Genomic DNA, 19326 nt, shown 5'->3' with positions numbered 1-19326 from the left:
CATTGAATAAAAAGAAAATAATTAACGACCCCGTTTATGGTTTTATCAGTATCCCTACCGAACTGATCTTTGACCTTATATCCCATCCATACTTTCAGCGGTTGCGTTATATCAAACAGTTGGGCATGACCCACCTGGTATATCCCGGCGCTTTGCATACCCGTTTTCATCACGCTTTGGGTGCCATGTACCTGATGGATACAGCACTTGAAACCCTCCGAAACAAAGGCCATCAAATTTCTGCCGAAGAGGAAGAAGCCGTTACCATTGCTATTTTACTGCATGATATAGGCCACGGGCCGTTTTCGCACGCCCTGGAAAACACCATTATTGACGGCATAGCACATGAGGATATTTCATCATTGCTGATGAATAAGCTTAATGCCCGGTTTGAGGGTAAGCTTAGCATGGCCATCGATATTTTTAATGACACCTATCCGCGTAAGTTCCTGCACCAGCTGGTATCCAGTCAGCTGGATATGGACAGGCTGGATTACCTTAACCGCGACAGTTTCTTCACCGGAGTATCTGAAGGGGTGATCAGCTCAGAACGGATCATTAAAATGCTCAATGTTAAAGACGATCATGTAGTTGTTGACGAAAAAGGTATTTACTCGATAGAAAAATTTTTGATAGCCCGCCGCCTCATGTACTGGCAGGTTTATCTGCATAAAACAGTAATAGCGGGCGAAGAGGTATTGACCAAGATCTTCAGGCGTGGCCGCGAGCTGATTTCACAGGGCGAAGAATTGTTTGCCACCCCGGCCCTGCTGCATTTTTTAAAGAACCGCATCAGCCGGGATGCTTTCATGAACGAAGACCGTCACCTGGAAACTTTTGCCTGTTTGGATGATACCGATATTATGGCATCAGTAAAAGTGTGGGCCTATCATCCCGACCTGGTGCTTTCACAACTTTGCAAAAACCTGGTACAACGCAGCCTTTTCAGGGTTGATATCACCAATGAATGCCCCGATGAAGCTTTTGTTGAAAGCCTCCGCCAAAAGGCGATGGAAAAGTATGGTATTAGTTATGAAGATGCCGCGGCTTACTTTGTATTTACCACCTCCATCCGCAATAATGCATACAACCAGAACGATGGTAACATTTGCATATTGATGAAGAACGGCGCGGTAAAGGATATTGCTGCCGCCAGTGATAACTCAAACCTGGTAGCTTTGGCTAAAACGGTTAAGAAACACATATTGTGTTATAATAAGGAGTTATTGAATCAGGAAGCCGTTTAAGGTTGACCGCCAGTGACGTAGCAGATGCATGTAATGCGTCTGCTACGTGCAAATTAAGGAAGCTAAGCACCTTGAAAAGTAGGCTTGTCCTGCGGAAGACGCATGTGATGCGTCTCTACATAAAAATGGTTTAAACAAAATTTAAAACAAACCAGGTACACACTTGCGACAAATGAAGAAATAGTGAAAATGAAACGCTTTGACAGTCAAAACTTTTTAACGCGTGTTCATAACTCATTAATAATTTGTTGCTTCAATTTTAACATTTAAATTTGCCCGATGCAATTTACCGCTCATGATATAAGTTTACTGCTCAACGGAACTGTTGAGGGCGATCCTTCAGCAACTGTTAGTCAGCTTGCCAAGATAGAGGAAGCCGGTGCCGGCAGTCTTTCTTTTTTGGCCAACCCCAAGTATGAGCAGTTTCTGTATACCACCAACGCTTCAATTGTTATCGTTAATAATGATCAGCAGTTAACGGGCCCGGTAAAGGCTACGCTCATCAGGGTTGAAAACGCCTACAGCGCGTTCACTGTCCTGCTTAATAAATACAACACCTTCAGGCTGGATAAAAAAGGAATTGAACAACCCAGCTTTATCCACCCCACAGCGCAGGTAGGTTCGGGCGTTTATATCGGCGCTTTTGCCTACATCGGCCAAAATGTAACAATCGGTGATAATTGTAAGATCTATCCCAACGTTAATGTTGGCGACAATGTAAGCCTGGGCAATAATGTAACCCTGTTTGCAGGAGCTACGGTTTACTTTGATTGTGTTATCGGGAATAATGTGATAGTGCATTCCGGTGCTGTAATAGGCAGCGATGGCTTTGGCTTTGCACCTAACCCTGATGGTACCTACACCAAAATTGCACAAATTGGTAACGTAATATTGGAGGATGATGTTGAAGTGGGTTCAAATACTACTATTGACAGGGCCACCATGGGATCGACCATTATCCGCAAAGGTGCTAAGATCGATAACCTGGTGCAGATTGCCCATAATGTTGAAGTTGGCGCACATACAGTTATTGCAGGCCAGGCGGGAATTTCTGGGAGCACCAAAATAGGCGCAAGGGTTGTGATTGGCGGCCAGGTTGGTTTCGCCGGTCACCTCAATATAGCCAACGGGTCACAGTTTTCGGCGCAAACAGGCATAAACCGTTCTATTACAGAAGAGGGTAAGGTATGGGGCGGTTCGCCAAATATGCCATATAAAGACTACCTTCGTGCCCACGCAAAGTTGCGTAGCCTACCCGAGCTTGACCGCAAGGTATACGAGCTTGAAAAATTGATTGAAGAACTACGTAAAGGCGGCGCAAACGCATAGCGCCGGCCGGTAATTATAAATATGAACGTTAAACAAAGAACTATTAAAGCGCCGGTTTCGGTATCAGGAACAGGCTTGCACACCGGACAAAGCGTTACAATGACCTTTAATCCCGCTCCTGAAAACCACGGTTATAAATTCAGGAGGGTTGATATTCCCGGTGCGCCAATTATTGATGCCGATGTTGATAACGTAAGCGATACCTCACGCGGAACATCTATCAGCCAGAACGGTGCTACGGTAAATACTGTTGAGCACGTACTGGCCGCTTTGGTTGGGTTGGAAGTTGATAACCTGCTGATTGATCTTGATGGGCCTGAAACGCCAATTATGGATGGCAGCTCGATACAGTTTGTTGACGTTATAACCGAAACCGGGCTTGTTGAGCAGGATGCCGATCGTGAGTACTATCATATTCCCTATAATATTCATTACTCTGAACCTGAGCGTAAGGTTGAAATGGTTGCCATGCCGCTAGATGACTATCGTTTTACCTGTATGGTCGACTATAACTCGCAGGTGCTGGGCAGCCAGCATGCCAGTATCTCAACCATTGGCGAGTTTAAAAAGGAAATTGCTTCATGCCGTACCTTCTGCTTTTTGCATGAGCTGGAAATGTTGCTAAAACATGACCTCATTAAAGGCGGCGACCTGAACAATGCCATCGTGGTTGTTGATAAGGATGTTGATGAAGAAGAACTTAATCACCTGGCCAAGCTGTTTAACCGCAAGGATATCAGCGTTGCGCCGCAGGGCATTTTAAATAACATTGAACTTCGCCATCAAAATGAGCCGGCACGCCACAAGCTGCTGGATATGATAGGCGATTTAGCGCTGGTTGGTGTGCCGCTTAAAGGGCATATCATGGCAGCAAGGCCTGGCCACGCTGCCAATGTTGCCTTTGCTAAAAAGATCAAAGCTTTAATTAAGAAAGAGAAAAGCCGCAAACAGGTAAAAACTTACGACCTGAATGCCAAGCCGCTTTTTGACACGGTTGATATCATGGGCATGCTGCCCCATCGTCAACCTTTCCTGATGATCGACAAGATCCTGGAGCTTACCAAAAGTCATGTTGTAGGGTGCAAAAACGTAACCATTAACGAGGAATTTTTTAAGGGCCACTTCCCGGGTGCGCCAATCTTCCCCGGCGTATTGCAGATTGAAGGCATGGTGCAAACAGGAGGCATCCTGGTGTTAAACACGGTTCCGGACCCGCAAAATTATCTTACCCTGTTCCTTAAAATTGAGAACGCCCGCTTTAAAAGCAAGGTAGTTCCCGGCGATACCATTATTTATATCTGCGACCTTATTGCCCCCATCCGCCGTGGCATAGCTACCATGAAAGGTATAGGTATGGTGGGCGACCGTGTTGTTGTTGAGGCCGAACTGATGGCTCAAATTGTAAAAGTAAAAGAATCTGAAGCATGATCCAGCCATTAGCATACATACATCCACAGGCAAAAATTGCCGATAACGTGGTAATTGAACCTTTCGTTACCATCCATAAGGATGTTGAAATTGGCGAAGGTACCTGGATCGGCTCCAACTCCGTAATTATGGATGGTGCCCGCATAGGTAAAAACTGCCGGATTTTCCCGGGCGCCGTGGTATCTGCACCGCCGCAGGATTTGAAATATAAAGGCGAGCAAAGCACTGTATCTATAGGCGATAACACCACCATACGTGAGTGCGTTACGCTAAACCGCGGTACCGCGCTTGATAAAAACACCACCACCATCGGCAGCAACTGTTTGCTGATGGCTTATGTGCATGTAGCGCATGATTGTGTTATCGGCGATAATGTGATTGTTGCCAATGCTGTTCAGCTGGCGGGCCACATAACGGTTTATGATTACGCATTCATCGGCGGCTCATCGGCCGTACACCAGTTTGTTGAAATTGGTGCGCATAGTATGATCTCTGGCGGTTCACTGGTACGTAAAGACGTTCCTCCGTTCACCAAGGCAGGCCGTGAGCCATTATCATACGTGGGTATCAACTCGGTAGGCTTACGCCGCAGGGGGTTCTCTGCTGCTACTATAGCCGAAATCCAGGAGATTTACAGGATCATATTCCTTAAAAAATATAACGTAACCAAAGCGCTTGATATCATTGAGGCCGAGTTTACCCCAAGTGTAGAACGCGATGAGATCATCAACTTCCTGCAAAACTCGCAACGTGGTATCATGAAAGGGTTTGGGAATACCTAAATGGTTGATGGGTTATAGTTCATGGTTCATAGCCGGGTGCTTGTCTGTTTCTATTGCATGAACCATAAGCTATAAATCAGGTTCACCGGCCATGAACTATGAACCATCAACTATAAGCTACAAATCAGGTTCTTCGGCCATGAACTATGAACCATCAACCATAAGCTATTTATGATCATCACCCTTCAAAACATCGGCCGCCGCTTTAACCGCGACTGGATTTTCAGGGGCGTGGATTATACCTTTACTTCCGGCGAATCATATGCTATCCTGGGCCCCAATGGTTCCGGGAAATCAACCTTACTGCAGGTTTTAAACGGGAGCCTCTCGCCCTCAACAGGTAAAATTGAATTTGTTAACGATGGCAATCCGGTTGAAATAGATACCGTTTTTACTCATTTAAGCCTTGCTGCCCCCTATCTTGAACTGATAGAAGAGTTTACGATGAGCGAGATGATTGATTTTCATTTCAAATTCAAGAGCTTTAAACCGGGGATGGATAAAGCCCAGCTGATCGATCTGCTCAATCTGCCTAAAAGTGCCAACAAGCTTATTAAATACTTTTCGTCGGGCATGAAACAGCGCCTCAAACTTGCTCTTGCTTTTTGCGCCGATACCCCCATGCTCATGCTGGATGAACCAACCTCCAACCTGGATACGCAGGGTGTCGACTGGTACTTGAGCCTCGTACAACAATTCGCCGAAGGCCGGCTTACCATAGTATGCTCCAATCAGGAGCATGAGTATGGTTTTTGCAATCACAGGCTGAGTATTGTGGATTATAAAGTTTAGGACCAAACATATAGAAAAGGCGTCATTGCGAGGCACGAAGCAATCCCCGATTAGCAGGTCGGCCCTGTATAGTTTGGGATTGCTTCGTGCCTCGCAATGACGTTTATAGATATAGTATTTCTATCAGGAAATCTTATATCTATTTTATACATAGTTCTTTAAACGGCTGCTATGGCCAGAAAATCTCAAATCTAACATCTCAAATCTCAAATCAAATTCCTAAGTTTGCGCCTCAATATTATTTTATGGCTAAGGCATCAGATGTTAAAAATGGAAATGTACTTCGCTTCAACGGCGAATTAGTTCAGGTTGAGGAGTTTTTACACCGTACCCCGGGCAACTTACGCGCGTTTTACCAGGCCCGTATGCGCAACGTTAAATCAGGCAAACTGGTTGAATACCGTTTCCGTACCGATGAAGAGGTTGACATAGCCCGCGTTGAAACCAATGATTATCAATACCTGTATGATGAAGGCGATTCATTAGTAGTAATGGACAACACCACATACGATCAGCATAACGTACCAAAGGCATTATTTGGCCCGGCAGTTAAATTTTTAAAGGAAGGCATGAACGTAATTGTTGCCTTCGAAAGCGACGAGCCTATCATGGGTTCTATCCCGGGTTCGGCCGAGCTGGAAATTACCTACACCGAACCGGCCGTTAAAGGCGATACCTCAAGCGGTGCTTTGAAAAATGCCACCGTTGAAACCGGCGCAGAGATCCGTGTACCGTTATTCATCAACATTGGCGATAAAGTTAAAGTTGATACCGCTACCGGCGCTTACGTTGAGCGTGTGAAAGGTTAGCCCCCCGGCCCTCTAAAGGGGGAGGAATAGATATAAACAAGGAAGAGGTTTCGTTTGCACGAAACCTCTTCCTTGTTTTATCCCCACCCATGTCGTACTTTTTTCGGGATTACTATACAGGGGATTAAAACTTATCATGTATATACGTCATGATCCTTACCATTTCATCCCTTATTTCGCGGGCTGGCCGGGTAAAGTTGTTGTTCATGAATGCAAAAGCCAGGCGTTTGCCTTTGCGGGTAACTATATAGCCGCTTTGGTTGTGATTGTTGCTTAACGAGCCCGTTTTTGCCCAAACAAAGGGCTGCCCGTTATCGGTTTTATAGGCGCTTTTAATTGTACCCGCTACGCCGCCTATCGGCATCATGCTATGTAACAGGTTTTCATCTTTTACCTCATCGTGAATTTTGAGCAGCAGGGCCACAAGATCCCTGGGGGTAAACAAATTATAGCGCGACAGTCCCGAGCCATCAACCCATTGCGGCACATCGGGCAAATCATTCAAAAAATGTGTTTTTGAGTAATTGATCACCGAATCGGTATTGAGGGTATTAAACTTTACTGACGAGCACACCAGCAGTAATTGTTCGGCAATAAAGTTATCGCTCGGCTGCAGCATCCGCCGGTAAACGGAATCGGCATTGGTATTATAAACAACCCGGGCATCGGCAGTTATGGGTTCCTGTAATAAGGATACCTGTTTTTTGAGGGTATCCTGTAACAGGGCCATGGTAAGCTGCAGGCTTGTTTTCCATGGGATTTCCTGTTTGTAGTTTTTAGGGACCTCCCCGGCAGGGTACACAAAATTATTGCTGATAAAATCGCGCTTAACTTTAAACTGATTCGGGCGATAATTAACATCGGCATTTAAAAACCGTTTTAAATATTGGGGTTTTACCTGCATATTGCCGTCATCATCAGCGTAAAGCCGGGCAACGTTATCTTCAATGGGCAGGGCGGTTATTTCGGCCTGGTAATAATCATTGTAATCGTCCCAGCCCCATCCTGCACCAAAAAACTCGCCGGTATAGTTACCGGGCGAATAAAAAAGGTGTTTACCACTGCCCTTCAAAAAATTAAGCCCGTTTACCCCTTTCAAATCGCTGTGCAAAAAGGAGGGGTCGCCGGTGCCCCAAAATATCAGCGAATCACCGCGGGTTTGGTAACGCAATGCCGGGATAGAATCGCCAAGCATTTTCAAACAGGTATAAAAAGTAAAAAGCTTAGTATTGGATGCCGGTGTAAAGTATTTATCGGCATTTAATTCATATATCATTTTATGCTCGTCCAGATCATAAAGAGCGAACCCGGTAAAATGATCATTAACAACCTGCGAATGCTTAAACAGCTTTTTAACCTTTCGTTTTTTTATTGAACGCGCATAAATAGTATCACAACAAAGGGATAAAACACAAACAATTAACAGAAATGAAATTGTTGACTTTCGCATAATAAAATAATTATTTAACAAATAAATCTCGTAAATTTAATATACCAACTATAACCACTTTGTTACACAAGTTATATTATAATTTACGCCATCCGGGAGCATTGTGGCTGGCATTTGTGTTAACATTTTGCCTTACAACCACAGCCCGGGCCCAGTACTTTGATCTTGATGTGCACAAAAAAAAGGTGAATATTCCGTTTAAGCTGGAACGTAACCTGATGATCATTCAACTCAAGATCAACCACAAAGGGCCCTTTAACTTTATATTGGATACCGGCGTAGGCCTCATGATCATAACCGATCCTAAATTAGCCGATTCCATCAGTATTCCTAATAAACGTACATTAAAAATCCCGGGACTTGGCGAAGGGGAAGATTCTGAAGCTTATGTAACCTCAACGTTAGATGTCGCCATACCCGGGCTGGTTAGCTACGATGTTGCCGCCGCCATACTAAAAAAAGATATCTTTAACCTTTCGGGTTATGCAGGCATGCCCATTCATGGTTTGTTAGGCTACGAGTTTTTTAATAACCTGGCTGTAAAGATCAGTTTCCAGGACAGCGTAGTTACCGTTTGCAGGCCCAAAGACCTTAAACCTTTCAGAAAAGCAAATAAGATCCATATGTCTGTTGAAGACAGGAAGGCCTACGTAGATGCCCGGGTTATCATGCCGGGCATAGCGCCTATCAACGCCAAACTGGTTGTTGACCTTGGGGCCGGGCACCCGGTATCAATTGAACGCTACATCAAAACCTATGGCCTTCCGCAAAAATTCATTGCGTCGGCTAACCTTGGTATCGGTTTAAACGGGCCAATAAACGGCTTTATAAGCCGGATGGACGAATTTAATTTAGGTAAGTTCAGGCTGAAAAAGGTATTAGCATCATTTCCTGATGATGGCAACAACCAAATCAACCTGTCGGTGAAGCGCGATGGAAACCTCGGCGTAGGGATCTTAAAGCGGTTTACCGTTATTCTTGATTATCCGGATAGTGCCATGTATTTAAAACCCGGCTCAACCTATAACGATCCGTTTGAGCATGACATGAGCGGCCTTGAGTATTATGCCGCGGGCGATCACCTGGACAGGATCGTTATCAGCCGCGTAGAGCCCGGTTCGGCAGCCGATGAAATTGGCCTTGAGCGCGACGACGAAATAATATCGGTAAATTTTAAACCCGTTTCAAGAATGAACCTACAGGATATTGATGAATTATTCAAATCAAAGGATGACAGGAGCCTGCTGCTGGAGGTATACCATGATAAACGGGTTGATAAAGTTGTGTTAACATTAAAACGCAGGATATAATTAATAATACGTGTAAATTTATTATTGATAAAACGCTTTATCGTTAAAAAAAGCATTGTTTTTTATATAAGTTTACGGTTTAAACTATTTTTAATAAATGAAAAAACATTCGTTGCCGGGTATTTACTTGCGCGGCTCAGTACTGGCACTTGCGGTTTTGGCAGGCTCTTGCGCTGCCAGGAAGCAGGCTGCAAACCAAAGCCTTACCCTAAAAACCACTACTACACCAGGCGGAACCGTTGCAACAGCAACAACCGGAACCCCCAAAAAGGAAGGTATTAAAAAGTTTAGCGACCTTATCCCCGCTAAAACAAAGGCTGATAGCGGCCTTTTTAATACTTATAAAGTTGATGGCAAATACTACTACGAAATACCCGATTCATTAATTAACCGCGAAATGCTGGTGGTTACCCGTTTTGTAAAAACACCGGGCGGCCTTAAAACATTTGGCCAGCAGTATGGCGGCGAAGAAATTAACAACCAGGTTTGGAAGTGGGAAAAGCACGATAAACAGATATTTATCAGGGTACCCAGCTATTCGTTACGTGCCGATAGTACCAGCGATATGTACCAATCGGTAAAAAACTCAAACCTTGATGCCATACTGGCGTCTTTTGAGGTAAAAGCCTTTAATAAAGACACTACCGGTGTTTTAATTGATGTTACCGATTTTTACAACGGCGATATTGCCGCTATTGGTTTATCTGATGATATCAAAAAAGCTTATAAAACCATGGGAGTTGATAACTCACGTTCGTATATCGACACCATTAAAAGCTTCCCGATAAACGTTGAAGCGCGTACACTAAAAACCTACCGCGCCGGCGAGTCGCCAACTGATAACAGTAATGCAGCCATTACATTTGAGTTGAATACCTCAATGCTTTTGCTGCCCAAAATCCCGATGAAAGCACGGATCATGGATCCGCGCGTAGGCTTTTTTGGCCAGCGCCAAACAGATTACGGCACCAATGCACAGAAAGCCCTGGTTACCGCCTATATCCACCGCTGGAAATTAGAGCCTAAAGATCCAATTGCTTATGCAAAGGGCGAGCTGGTTGAACCTAAAAAACAAATTGTATTTTACATTGACCCGGCCACACCTAAAAAGTGGGTGCCCTATTTAATACAGGGCGTAAACGACTGGCAAAAAGCCTTTGAAGCTGCCGGTTTTAAAAATGCTATAACCGCCAAAGAAGCACCAACAGCAAAACAGGACCCGCAGTTTAGCACCGAGGATGCCCGCTACAGCGTGATCAGGTATTTTGCATCGGATGTTGAAAACGCCTACGGCCCTCACGTGGCCGATCCGCGCAGCGGCGAGATCCTGGAAAGCCATGTTGGCTGGTACCACAACGTGATGCAGCTATTGCGCGATTGGTACCTGATCCAAACAGCAGCGGTAAACCCCAAAGCCCGCCACGCCCAATTTGCCGACGATCAAATGGGCGAACTGATCCGTTTTGTATCATCGCATGAAGTTGGCCATACATTAGGGTTACCGCACAACTTTGGCTCAAGCTACGCTTACCCGGTTGATTCATTGCGCTCAAAAACCTTCACCGATAAACATGGTACCGCACCATCCATTATGGATTATGCCCGTTTTAACTACATTGCCCAACCCGGCGATGGCGTTACGCACCTGTACCCACAAATTGGCGAATATGATAACTGGGCCATAAAATGGGGGTATACCTGGTTCCCCGGTAATAAAACCCCGGAGCAGGAAAAGGAAATATTAGCCGTATGGACCAATAAAAACGCGGGTAACCCGGTTTATTATTTCGGCCGCCAGGGCACCTCTATCGACCCACGCCTGCAAAATGAAGATCTGGGCGATAACGCTATGAAGGCCGGCGCCTATGGCATTGCCAACCTGAAACGGATTTTGCCAAACCTCGAAAAATGGTCGTACAAAAAAGACGAGGACTATGGTGATCTTAATGAACTATACAATGAGGTTTTAGGCCAGTATTACCGTTACATGGGGCATGTTACCACCAACATTGGCGGCATGAACGAAAACTTTAAAACCTATGATCAAAAAGGCGCGGTTTATGATTTTGTGAGTAAAGACCGCCAGCACGAAGCCGCTTTATTTTTAAACCAGCAATTATACGCAACACCGCTATGGCTCATTAACAAAGCAGAATTGGCCAAGTTTGATAACGGCGTTATGATAAACCGGATTAAGGCGATGCAGGTTTCATTGTTAGGTAATGAGCTAAACCCCTCAAGGCTGGCACGGATGTATGACAATGAAGCCAAAAACGGCGCTAATGCCTATACCGTTGCGCAGTTATTAACCGATTTACATAGGGGCGTATTCGGTACAACCAAACCCGACGGCTACCAGCGTAACCTGCAAAGGGGCTATATCGAAAACCTGAAGAACCTGTTAAATACCGATGCAAGCTTTGGGTTCCCGGGTGTATCAAGTGCGCAGCTGGCAAGCTGGGGTTTTACTCCCATCAACATTGCATTGTCTGATATCAGGCCGATGGTGCGTGCCGAACTAAAGAAAATTGATACCGGCCTGCCAAAAGGCGGCGACGCCATAACAGCAGCTCATTATGCCGACCTTCACCTTAGGATAAAGGAAGCCCTTAATCCAACAAGGCCGGTTGTAAATATTGCAGGGGGAATGGTTAGGGGCATAAACACCACTAACCAGGATATACTGAATGAAAAAACAGGAAGTATGAACTGCTGGCCACGTACCAATGTTGAAAACTAATTTGGCACATCCCTTAAAATCCTTCTTAAATCCTGCCCTATTTGTAGGGTGGGATTTTTCATTTATGGATCTATTTTAACAAAACGCCGATGACTTAAAACAATTAATGCGGCAGGGAGTAAAAAGGCCCGCGCTTATTTAAGCTGGCTTATATTTTCAAAAAAGGCAACCTGCAAATCAAGCAGCGACTTCACATTTATTTTTTCGCCGTAAGCATCAAAGCATAAAAATTTTGTTAACTCGGGCCTGTTTTTCTTCGATTTTTCGAAAAAATTAAAGGTTTCAAAAAAATAATGATTGGTTGTAATATGGCTTTTACTGTTTGTTTGCGATGTATTCAGCCTAAAACCGATCGTATCGATCCATTTGTGCACTTTCGTGTGCAGCGAGTTTCCAATATTGTTCATAGGTTAATGTTTGGTTAAGTATTACGAAATACTGTGCCACAATGTTACTATCATATAAATTCATTTTAAACAATAGTTTATTTCTTGTGTGGATTATTAACGCATCAATAGCATTACTGGTATCCGTTGCAATAATTTTTGAAACTAATTATCCACAAAACCCGTAATAATCCATACAACTCTATTAAACTTTAAAGACGGCTTCCTGATCGGATCGTTTCTGCAAGTGTGGATTAATTCACCCGGCTATCCAATGCTTTTATTGGCTCTAAACTGAATATGCCAATCTGACAGCGCCACTTTTCGGATTGTATTTGACTGACTGATCTTTATAACAACCACAAGGCCGGAATCCCGGCCTTTTTCATTTAATAATCTGTAACAATAATATGATTGATAGGCTTTTATAGGCCTGATGTGTAACAATAATATATTGATAGGGCTTTATGTATATTTTAAGTTGAACATTTGCAGTTTAATTACGTCTATTACTCACAAATACAACAATTGCACGCTGAAAAAACATTTATGAAACCCCTACTTCTTATCTTGAGTTTTATCTTTTTATTTGCCTTTGGTTCCTACGCCCAAACGGGGCGGGAAGTAAAGGGAACTGTTGTTGATTCAACGAAGCTTTCATTGCCCGGCAGCAGTGTTAAACTGGTTTCAAACGGCGGCGACAGTACCATAGCTATCGCCGATGCAACCGGTAAGTTTTCGTTCCCGGTAGTAAAGGGCAACAAACTAACCCTTACTATTTCGTCAATCGGTTTTACAGCAATAAAAAAACACTACTCGCTTGATGCCGGCACCCAACCGGTTGATCTTGGCGCTATAGTTTTAAAAACAGAGACCAATATGCTTAACCAGGTTACCATTGTAGGTGTTAACCCGGTGATATTAAAAGAAGATACTACCGAATATAAAGTAAGCGCGTATCCTGTACGCGAAAATGCCCCCGTTGAAGATGTGTTAAAAAAACTGCCTGGCGTTGATGTGGATAAAAACGGAAACGTAACAGCACAGGGAAAATCGGTTACCAAGGTAAGGGTAAACGGAAAGGATTTTTTTGGGGGCGATGTTAAAACCGCAACTCAAAACCTGCCTGCCGATGTGGTAGAAAGCATCCAGGTAATTGATGATTACGGCGACCAGGCTAACCTTACCGGCATTAAAACCGGCGAGCCGGATAAGATCCTGAACATTACCATTCGTAAGGATAAGAACCATGGCTATTTTGGCCAGGCGACAGCCGGCGACGGCGAGGACTTTTTACCTAAAGACCAGGGCATAGCCAATGCCAACCGTTATATAGGCGATCTGAAGTTTTTTAACTTCAATAACGAGCAGCAGATAGCCGTATTGGGAACGATTAACAATACCAACGTAAATACGTTTACTTACGGCAGTGCAACCTCGGGCGGCGGCGGAGGGGGTGGTTTTGGCGGTGGTGGTGGCGGCAGGGGTAATGCCCTGCGTGGCTCAAGCGGATCAACCACAAGCGCTAACGGTACTACTAAAGCGCATTCGATAGGCGCTAACTTTCGCGATCAATGGGGTAAAACGCTATCTGTTTACGGAAGCTACAGCTATACGGATAATACCACCAATACTGTTAGTTCTTCCATTCAAACCAATAACAATCAGTCTCCAACTGTAAGTACGCAAAAAAGCAACCAAACAGACAACCCGATCAACCACCGCTTTAACTTTAACCTGGAGTGGAAACCAGATACTATTAATTACTTAAAGGTTGTACCAAACTTCACCTATTCAAGCACCAATACCGATGCTAACGAATCAGTATCATCAACTATCGGCGGCATAACCCATCCATCATATACCTCGCTATCGCATAGCGATGGCACAACACCAGGTTACGGTATTAATGCCTTGTATAACCACCGCTTTAACGGGCATGGCCGCAACCTGAGTATTAACCTTAGCGCTAATACATCAAAAACATCGCAGTTTGATAATCCAACCTATGATTATGCCGATGGCGCGCCGGTACAGGCGCCTGCCAATCAGCAAACATATACCGATAGCCGGATAACCAGTTTTGGTACAAACATCTCGTACCTTGAACCAATAAGTAAAAGGGGATACCTGGAGTTAAATTATGCCTTTAACCGCTCAAACACTACCAGCGACCGGGAGACGGATACACTTAGTACCGCCAATACATATGACCATTACGACAGGTTGAGCAACAACTACAAATATAACTTTACCACCAACCGCGTTGGCCTCAACTATCGCTTTATCGAAAAGAAATACAACGTTACTTTGGGTATTGGCGTACAGCCCGCTGCATTAAACGGCCTGAACCTTAAAAACGATTCGGCAACCCATGTAACTACGTTTAATGTGATCCCAACCGCTCGTTTCAGCTATAATTTTTCGAGGGGGAAAGCTTTAAACTTCCTGTATAACGGATCAAGCAACCAGCCAACATTTAGCCAGCTGCAGCCGGTTATTGATTTTACAAACGCGCTTTACCCGGTACAGGGTAACCCCAACCTGAAGCCCGAGTTTGCCAATAATTTTTCATTGAGATATAATAATTTCAGTTTCCAAACCGGCAATATTTTCTTTACCAATTTCAACTTTACCGCAACACAAAATAAAATAGTACAATACACCATAACCTATCCCCGGGCATTTAGCCCAGCCGCTTTAGCAGCAAACCCATCGTTAAAAAACTTTGAAGGGACCAATCTAACCAATTATTTAAATGCAGGTGGGTACTACTCAGGCGGTGCAAATGTGGTGTATGCCAAGCCATGGGCCCAGCGTAAATTTACCCTGCAATTTAACGGTGCGTTAACTTACACCAACGGTGTCGCTTTCTCTGATAGCGTTACTGCTGATAACGTACTGGCATCAGCAGCTCCATTAAAAAACATAGCTAAAAACCTCAACTTTACCCCGGGTTTAAAATTCAGGGTAAGTATTGTTGATGTTATTGATGCAGAAGCCAGCAGCAGCTATGGCATCAACAAAACAACCAACTCTATCCATACTGAGATTATTGATGGCAGCTCAAACTTCCGTACGCTGACTTTAGGCTTAGCCGGCAAAAACTATTTCTGGAAGGACTGGACATTGAGCTACGATTTTACCCGTACGGTAAATTATGGCTATGCCGCCGCCCTTAATGTTAAAAACCCTAATATCCTGAATACCTACGTTGAGCGCAGGTTTTTGAAAGACCACCGTGCTACTATCCGCTTAGCAGCGTACGATCTGTTTAATCAAAATACTGGTTTTACATCGGTTGTTAATGGCAACATTACCACGCAATCTAATGTGAACAGGCTTGGCCGTTATTACTTGTTAAGCTTTACATTCCGCCTGCAAAAATTTGCCGGCAAAGCCCCAACACAAGAGCCTGGCCAGCGTAGGTTTAACCGCGATGGCGGCGGTCCGGGTGGCCCTGGCGGTGGCCCAGGAGGAGGCCCCGGCGGTCCGGGTTCTTTCTAACGGAATATGTACCTGATTTATATAAAAGCGGAATGCACAGAGCTTAAAGCCATAACTTTGTTTATCGATATTATTAATTGCTTTATGTGAAATCAATTAATAGACTCTATCTAAAACATCAAAGGGGCTGTATCATAATATGATGCAGCCCCTTTAGCTTTAATATAAAACAGTCTGTTTTGATTCTAAGAAGCTGTTAAAAACGGTTAAATAAAACTGCTATATCCCGCTCGTCATTGCGAGTATCCATCAGGAATCCCTGAAAAAAAATGAGATGACGTGCTTCGCGGTTAATGAAAGATATTTGCCATTGAAAACAGGGCAAATTACACACCCCGTATAACCCTTGGGGTCCTTAGGAACCCGCTTGCGAGTTTGGGACTGTCACTTTTTGCAAGAAACATTAAAGGGAACCACCAGCTGGCCGGCTGGTGGTTTACCACGCTTTTAAGCTTAGACTTTTTAAAGCGACAGAGTTTGCCCGGTTTTTATAACAAAAAATATGGGCAAAGCTAATCAAAACAAAAACAGGAAAAAGGCGGGAGCGCCGGTTGGTTCAAAAAAGATGTCTCAGTTCGGTGTTCTTTATCCCAGGTCAGCCGGGATCGATGTAGGCAGCATGTTGATGGTTGTGTCCTATACCGATGCCCGGGATCAGATCCAGCTGGAAGAGTTTAACAGTTTTACCTCCAGTCTATATGAATTAGCGGACCTGTTGCAAAGGGAAAAGGTAGAGATCGTAACGATGGAATCAACAGCCACTTATTGGATGCCCCTGCACAGTATCCTTGAATCCAGAGGGATGAAGGTGGTGATGATCAATCCGAGCCATTACCGAAATGTATCGGCACGAAAAACGGACATTAATGATGCCGGGTGGCTGCATCAGCTGCTTACTCATGGTCTTTTACGGGAATCTCATATAGCCCCTGCCTGTTACCAGGACCTCAGGCAGTACATTCATGAAAGGCAGATCTGCCAGGATCAGAAAAGCGATACGCTCAACAGGATCCAAAACATCCTGACTAAAATGAATATCAAGTTCCAGCACCTGATCAGCGATATTGAAGGCGTATCAGGAATAAAGCTATTGCGGCTGATTTGTTCAGGGATATCAGACCCTGAAGAACTGCTTTGCAGTATCGATCATAAACGGCTGAAAGCAGGCAGGGAGGAGTTACTGCGTTCTCTTGAGGGCGACTACCGGGACAGCCTGATCCATATCCTTAGAGGCAGCCTGAAAGCCTATGACTTTTTAAAAGATCAGATGCTTTATTATGAGGAGCATATCGAACAAACGCTTAAGCTATTGGCGCCGGAGATCAAAAGTTCAAAGAAACAGGGCATGGTCCGCAAGAATCAATACCATATCAACCTGAAGGATTATTTATTGGCCATATTAGGGGTTGACCTGACAGCGGTAGAAGGACTGGACGAGATCGGCCTGTTAACGATCCTGGCCGTAACCGGGCCGGATATGGGCAAATGGCCCACCGCCGGTCATTTCACAAGTTGGTTAAACCTGTCGCCTCGACCCAAAATAACAGGAGGCAAACTGGTGGGCTATGAAAAACGGATCACCCACAATCCGGCAACACAAGCTTTCCGGCTGGCCGCCAATTGTCTCTGGCAAAGTAAAGGTCCTCTGGGACAGCAATACCGGAAGTTGGCTGCAACCAAAGGGAAGGCCAAAGCTATAAAGGCAGTGGCAAGGAAAATAGCGGTTATCTTCTATAAGATGGTGCTCAAACAGGAAGCCTACGACAGCAGCAAAGTTCAGCAGGATGTTGAGCTACAAAAGGCAAGAAAGATCGCTCGTCTGCGAAAAGAAGCGCAAAAACTTGGCCTTACTCTTCAAAATGCAGCTTGATTATGAAATACTTACATGCACGTCATTATAAGGTACGGAGCAATCCCCTACTTTACAGGGCGGATTTGCATAGCCCCTCTGCCTATTGGGGATTGCTCCGTACCTCGCAATGACGGCTTCTATATGTTTTTAAACAGTCTCTAAGGTAAGCAGCCTATCTGGGGCCGTATTGCAACTCGTAAGGAATTGGCGTTATCTCCTTTTTGGCGATATTATCAGGGGTTACGTATACAAAATCAAGCTTGCGGCCGCCTTCCTTTTGAAAGTACTCTATCCGCAAGGGGTAAAAACCTTTTTTAAGCGGGGCGATGTATGACCGTTGTATATCTGCATCGTGCAAACCATCAAGATCGATGATAAGCTTGTCATTAAGGTATACTTTGCAGCCATCATCTGATCCTAATCCCAAAATGTAATAACCATCCTGCTTAACTTCAAATTGCCCGTCCATTACTACGCCGAAATTGTTTTGGCGGGGAAGTTTATTGATATCAAATGTGCTATCGGCTGTGCCCTCTTTAACAGGTTTTAACGCCTTAAAGTCGGGCAGTTTATCCCACTGGCCTTCGTAATAGGCATAATGAAAACCGCCCGGCTTGTAGCTTTTTTTGAGCGGTTTTGCGGGCAGGAAGGAGCCCTCCCTGAAATCGCCACTGGTGCTCTTGTCAAATTTAGCGCGGCCGGCAATTTGCCGCAGGGTAACTTTTGCAGGGCCCGATAATTCTATTTCGCGTTTTGCAAACGGCGATGTTGCCAATGGCTGTGAGCCATCGAACGTATAATGCACTTTTGTTGTATCATTGAAATACCAGATTTTTATCGGCTTATTCTTTAGCACAATCCCGGCGGAGGGATGAAACTCAAGCGGCTTACCGCCGTAGTCGTTATAGGTAAATCTCAGGCCATCATAAAAGTTCTTCAGCCGTACAGTACCATGCGATTCGGCGGGGTAAGCTTTTACCACCCATTCAAAACCTGCCGGAGCATCTTTTTTCAGCAGGCTGTCCATTGCATTAATTTTCATTTCTTTCATGCCCCGTCCCTCCCGGCCGCCGATATAAAGCGCTTTTACCTTGCCTGCAAGCGAAGGTAATTTTTCTTTAGCTTGTTTAAGCATAACGCCATTATCCCACCAATAGCTGGGGTCGCCGGCAATATAATTATTGAAAAGCTGCGGCTCGTTCAATAAAGCATAGGTAACAAACACGCCGCCGAAAGAGTGGCCGAAAAGTGTATTATCACCATCGGCAGGATATGTTTTATCGATATAGGGGATCAACTCCTCTTTAAAAAACTTTAGAAATTTGTCAGCCCCGCCCGATGTTTTATTCCCGTTATTATGGGTCGGCAAAAAATCTCTATCACGATCAACATTTAGCACCCCGACAATTATCATTGGCGGCATGGTGTGCTCATCGGAGATAAAATGCTGGATATCGCGCCCTAATTTTATATTCCAGTCGTCAATAATATACAATACATCATATTTGCTTGCCGAACCGGCTTTATAGCCATCGGGCAGTATTACCTGGATGATGCGTTTTTCATTTAATACTGCCGAATTGATGGAGTCGCGTTTACCTGGCATGTCCTGTGCCCCTGAGCGTCCTGACAAGCTAAATATTAGTGCAACAGTAAGGGATAGAAAAAGGTAGGTACTGGTCTTCATAATGAGG

General features: G+C 44.5%; 13 protein-coding genes. 10 read left to right on the top strand and 3 right to left on the bottom strand.

The window, feature by feature from the left end; genetic code table 11:
• The first annotated feature begins 2 nt into the window (after nt 1–2).
• The 6 genes from SNE26_RS23525 to efp all read left to right on the top strand — a co-directional run bounded on the left by SNE26_RS23525 (nt 3) and on the right by efp (nt 6387).
• On the top strand, nt 3–1247 hold the full coding sequence (locus SNE26_RS23525; RefSeq protein WP_321560054.1) for an HD domain-containing protein: 1245 nt from the start codon (nt 3–5) through the stop codon (nt 1245–1247).
• Between the two features lie 279 nt (nt 1248–1526).
• Nucleotides 1527–2576, top strand: a complete 1050-nt coding sequence (lpxD, locus tag SNE26_RS23520) for a UDP-3-O-(3-hydroxymyristoyl)glucosamine N-acyltransferase (RefSeq protein ID WP_321556304.1) — start codon at nt 1527–1529, stop codon at nt 2574–2576.
• A 21-nt stretch (nt 2577–2597) separates the two neighbouring features.
• The gene (locus SNE26_RS23515; protein WP_321556303.1) at nt 2598–4004 is read left to right on the top strand and encodes a bifunctional UDP-3-O-[3-hydroxymyristoyl] N-acetylglucosamine deacetylase/3-hydroxyacyl-ACP dehydratase; all 1407 of its coding nucleotides are present in this window, start codon (nt 2598–2600) and stop codon (nt 4002–4004) included.
• Entirely contained in the window at nt 4001–4786 is a 786-nt protein-coding gene (lpxA, locus tag SNE26_RS23510; RefSeq protein WP_321556302.1) for an acyl-ACP--UDP-N-acetylglucosamine O-acyltransferase, read from the top strand. The genes SNE26_RS23515 and lpxA overlap by 4 nt, the downstream gene beginning before the upstream one ends.
• 171 nt (nt 4787–4957) lie before the next feature.
• Nucleotides 4958–5578: an ABC transporter ATP-binding protein gene (locus SNE26_RS23505; RefSeq protein WP_321556301.1), complete on the top strand. Its 621-nt coding sequence runs from the start codon at nt 4958–4960 to the stop codon at nt 5576–5578.
• Nucleotides 5579–5823: 245 nt separating this feature from the next.
• Nucleotides 5824–6387, top strand: a complete 564-nt coding sequence (gene efp / locus SNE26_RS23500) for an elongation factor P (protein WP_090532660.1) — start codon at nt 5824–5826, stop codon at nt 6385–6387.
• Nucleotides 6388–6511: 124 nt separating this feature from the next.
• Here the strand turns inward: efp and SNE26_RS23495 are convergent, their stop codons facing one another.
• Entirely contained in the window at nt 6512–7837 is a 1326-nt protein-coding gene (locus SNE26_RS23495; protein WP_321556300.1) for a D-alanyl-D-alanine carboxypeptidase, read from the bottom strand.
• A gap of 59 nt (nt 7838–7896) precedes the next feature.
• On the opposite strand from SNE26_RS23495, the gene SNE26_RS23490 reads away from it, so the two are divergent.
• Together SNE26_RS23490 and SNE26_RS23485 are read left to right on the top strand one after the other, a co-directional pair.
• Nucleotides 7897–9147, top strand: coding sequence for an aspartyl protease family protein (locus tag SNE26_RS23490; RefSeq protein WP_321556299.1), 1251 nt, complete (start codon nt 7897–7899; stop codon nt 9145–9147).
• Nucleotides 9148–9244: 97 nt separating this feature from the next.
• Nucleotides 9245–11887, top strand: a complete 2643-nt coding sequence (locus SNE26_RS23485; RefSeq protein ID WP_321556298.1) for a zinc-dependent metalloprotease — start codon at nt 9245–9247, stop codon at nt 11885–11887.
• 134 nt (nt 11888–12021) lie between these two features.
• On the opposite strand, the gene SNE26_RS23480 is transcribed toward SNE26_RS23485, so the two are convergent.
• Nucleotides 12022–12294 (bottom strand): hypothetical protein, encoded by a 273-nt coding sequence (locus SNE26_RS23480; protein ID WP_321556297.1) that lies wholly within the window; start codon nt 12292–12294, stop codon nt 12022–12024.
• Nucleotides 12295–12822: 528 nt separating this feature from the next.
• On the opposite strand from SNE26_RS23480, the gene SNE26_RS23475 reads away from it, so the two are divergent.
• Both SNE26_RS23475 and SNE26_RS23470 read left to right on the top strand, forming a co-directional pair.
• On the top strand, nt 12823–15780 hold the full coding sequence (locus tag SNE26_RS23475) for an outer membrane beta-barrel protein (RefSeq protein ID WP_321556296.1): 2958 nt from the start codon (nt 12823–12825) through the stop codon (nt 15778–15780).
• Nucleotides 15781–16282: 502 nt separating this feature from the next.
• Nucleotides 16283–17650, top strand: coding sequence for an IS110 family transposase (locus SNE26_RS23470; RefSeq protein ID WP_321554711.1), 1368 nt, complete (start codon nt 16283–16285; stop codon nt 17648–17650).
• A 154-nt stretch (nt 17651–17804) separates the two neighbouring features.
• Here the strand turns inward: SNE26_RS23470 and SNE26_RS23465 are convergent, their stop codons facing one another.
• The gene (locus SNE26_RS23465) at nt 17805–19319 is read right to left on the bottom strand and encodes a PA14 domain-containing protein (protein WP_321556295.1); all 1515 of its coding nucleotides are present in this window, start codon (nt 19317–19319) and stop codon (nt 17805–17807) included.
• Nucleotides 19320–19326 lie beyond the last annotated feature (7 nt).

This window comes from Mucilaginibacter sp. cycad4 (assembly GCF_034263275.1).
Classification (GTDB): domain Bacteria; phylum Bacteroidota; class Bacteroidia; order Sphingobacteriales; family Sphingobacteriaceae; genus Mucilaginibacter.
This window is presented reverse-complemented; position numbering and strand designations above follow the sequence as displayed.